The sequence below is a fragment of the Streptomyces sp. NPDC059524 genome (assembly GCF_042749255.1).
Lineage (GTDB): Bacteria > Actinomycetota > Actinomycetes > Streptomycetales > Streptomycetaceae > Streptomyces > Streptomyces xanthii.
This window is the reverse complement of the sequence record NZ_JBHYTK010000305.1, coordinates 1-2,942: the sequence shown is the minus strand read 5'-3', so window position 1 is coordinate 2,942 and position 2,942 is coordinate 1. Positions and strand designations below refer to the sequence as shown.

2 protein-coding genes are annotated in these 2,942 nt (G+C 74.7%); one reads left to right on the top strand and one right to left on the bottom strand.

Annotated features, from left to right (window positions below; all coding sequences use genetic code 11):
- Positions 1–126: 126 nt before the first annotated feature.
- Positions 127–1,623, bottom strand: a complete 1,497-nt coding sequence (locus ACFW9D_RS38350) for a tetratricopeptide repeat protein (RefSeq protein WP_188338769.1) — start codon at positions 1,621–1,623, stop codon at positions 127–129.
- Positions 1,624–1,883: 260 nt separating this feature from the next.
- On the opposite strand from ACFW9D_RS38350, the gene ACFW9D_RS38345 reads away from it, so the two are divergent.
- Positions 1,884–2,285, top strand: coding sequence for a hypothetical protein (locus tag ACFW9D_RS38345; RefSeq protein ID WP_188341552.1), 402 nt, complete (start codon positions 1,884–1,886; stop codon positions 2,283–2,285).
- Positions 2,286–2,942: the final 657 nt, after the last annotated feature.

Below are 2,942 nucleotides of genomic sequence, written 5' to 3'. Positions count from 1 at the left end.
CCCTAGAGGCGAGTGGCTTCGCCGCTCAGCCTCTATCGGGGAAATGCGACCCGAAGGGTCTGCATTTCAGGGGCGCGGGGAACTGCGCGACCAGCCCCCACCGGGCCGCACTCGGCGACGAGAGGGTCAGACCCGGGTCGTGGTCCGGGCCTCCAGGAACGCCGCCACACTCGCATCCCGCTGGTGCGGCAGCAGAACCCGCGCGGTCGTGGCCAGCATCGCCTCGATCCGCGACGACCGCACGTCCCGCAGCAGCGCCAACGCCCGCGCCCCCGCGGCCGCCGCCTCGTCCGGCCGCCCCGCCCGCGCGAGATCGTCCGCCATCTCCGCCGTGTACAGCGCGATGTTCCGCGTGAAGTGAGGATCCTGCAACGCGACCGACCGCCGCGCGTGCCGGGCCGCCCGCACCCAGTCACCCAGCGCCGACCAGCACTGCGACTCGAGCCCCTCCAGCTCCGCCTCGCCGTAGAACGACATCCACTCCGGATCCGCCTCCGTCGTGCCCCGCGCGAACAACGCCTGCGCCCGCGCCAGCGACCGCTCGCAGGCCCGCCGGTCACCGAGCCCCGCCCAGCCCCCGGCCTCCCGCAGCGCGAGCAGCGACAGCAGCCGCGGCGAACCCAGGTGCGCCGCGATCCGGGCCGCCGCCTGCGCCGCCCGTACGGCCTCGCGCGGGCGGCCCGCGTCCCGCGCCAGGAACGCCGTGTTGCAGAACGCGTGCGCCTCCAGCGCCTCGTCCCCGGCCATCCGCGCGGTGGCCAGCGCCTCCGCGTAGTGCGAGCGGGCGTCGTCGAAGCGGCCCGAGTCGTGGGCCAACCAGCCGACGGAGATCGCCAGTTCACCGGCGCCCGCCTGGAGCCGCTGGATGTCCTCCGGTGGCGCCGCGCCCGCGTCCAGCAGTTCGAACGCGGTGCGCAGCGGCGCCGCCGCCCGCTGGTACAGCCCGTCGGCGCCGTGCCGGTCGTCCAGCAGCCGGATCCGGCGGATCGCTTCTTCCACGGCGCCGACACCCGCCTTCGCGGGATGCCGCTCCAGTGGGGCGTCCTGCGCCGCGGCGCCGAGCGGGACGCCGAAAGGCGTCAGGGCGGCCACCGCGACGGTGGCCGTCGAGCCGGTCATGCCGGTCATGAATGCGCGACGCCGCACGTCGCTCTCCTCGTGGTGCGTGTACGCGTGGTGCGTGTACTCGTGTGGTGGGTCTGTTTCTTCGCGTGGTGGGTGGACGTGTTCTTCGCGTGGTGCGGGTACGGGCACGGGTGCGGACGCGGCTGTGCCTGTGGCTGTGGGGTCGTGCCGGGTCGCGGGTCCGTCCGCGAGCGGGCGCACCGCCCGGCCCCGGACCGCCGAACGCGGGGCGAACCCCAGGTCCGCCAGCGTCCGGCCCGGGAACAGGTGCAGGAACACCCGCTCGTACGCGTAGTTGGGGCAGCGGATCTCGCCCGCCTCCACGCGTCCGATGTAGCGCGCGTCGCAGCTGACCCGCTCGCCGATCTCGCGCGCCGCGCGGCGCACCGCGGCCGCGAACTCGCCCGGGGAGCGCTGACCGCGCAGTTCCCGGAAGGCGAGATTCGGCCGCGGGGTCTGCGGCGCCGGGGCGTTCGAGAGATACGGCGACGAGCTCATGAGAGGGTCCTCCCGTGCGAACCGTGCCGGGCACCGCGGGAGTTGCCTCCCTCGTCCCGGCGAGGCTCGAAGGTACCGTCCGTCACGACGGCGACACGCAGTGTTTGGCTACAAACCGGATATCTCACCCGAGATCTGCCATGAACTGCCATCCTTTGCGGCGGCACGGCGCCGTAGCCGTTGACGCGGCCGCGCGTTGAACCATGCGGCGAAATCCCCACGAACCAGGAGGGGCCGAGGTGTTGGACGCGGCACAGCCCATGACGTCGACGGCGCGGCACAGGCCGGCCGAGGAGCACAGCGAGCGGCCGCCCGGGGGCTGCGACCTGGTCACGGTTCCGGCCCGGCAGGGTCTGGAGGCCGTCGACATCCTGCGGCGCGGCTGCGCGGAGACCGTCGGGCCCGTGCTGCACGACGGGGGCTGCGGCACGCTCGGCTTCCTCGTCCCGCCCGGCACCGCGGACGGCTGGGACGTGCCCGGCAGCGCCTGTACGCAGACGGCGGGGCGCGGGGCGGTTCTCGTACCGCCCGCCGACGACGGCACGGACTGGCTCCTCCCGCCGGAGAACGAGGCCTCCGAGCTGACGACCGACCCGGCGGTCCTGAGGGCGGCCCTCGACGAGGCGGCCCGCCTGATCGAGGCGGCCGACAACTGCCGCTGAATCCCTGCCGGGAGAGCGAGTGACGCTTGCCGTCCCTCCAGGCCCCGGGTGCGGGTTGCCACCCGGCCCGCGCCGGCACGGCGCCCAGCCGCGGACCGCGCAGCACTCCATCCGCACCTGGGTTCGGGCCGCTCCGGCCTCACCACCCCTTGCCTTTGGCCCGCCCCTCTCTCCCGCCTGGGACATTCAGCCCGGCACCCGGCCTCGGGCACGGCGCAGCGCTTCAGCCCTGGACGCGCGTGCCCTTGGCCCCAGCCTGGGTGTGGCACTCCACACGCACCCACGTTCGGATCGCTCTGGCCTCGGCCCCTTGCCTTTGGCCCGCCCCTCTCTCCCACCCACCCGCCCCCTCCGGGGGCGTTCGGCCCGGCGCCTGGCCTCGGGGCAGGTCCCCTCCCTCAAGGACCGTTCCTGTCGCCCGGCCCGGGCGACATCGCACCGAGGGGTGCGCGTTCCAGTCGTCCTTGCCTCGGGGCAGCACCCCAGCTCCGGGTGCGGCTCGGTCCCCCTAGGGCGTGTGTCGAAAGTCCCGCCTGCCCCGCGGCGCCCGGCACGCACGCTCGCGGCGTTGCCGAAACGTCCTGATAGCTCCGCTATGAGGACGCTCCGGCGCCTTGCGATCGCACGCACCCAGCGCCGCTCCTCCTTCCGCGGGGC

What these genes read in the sequence shown, in the direction of transcription:
- ACFW9D_RS38350 (WP_188338769.1), bottom strand. Translation starts at nt 1,623, where the DNA reads ATGAGCTCGTCGCCGTATCTCTCGAACGCCCCGGCGCCGCAGACCCCG.
- ACFW9D_RS38345 (WP_188341552.1), top strand. Translation starts at nt 1,884, where the DNA reads ATGACGTCGACGGCGCGGCACAGGCCGGCCGAGGAGCACAGCGAGCGG.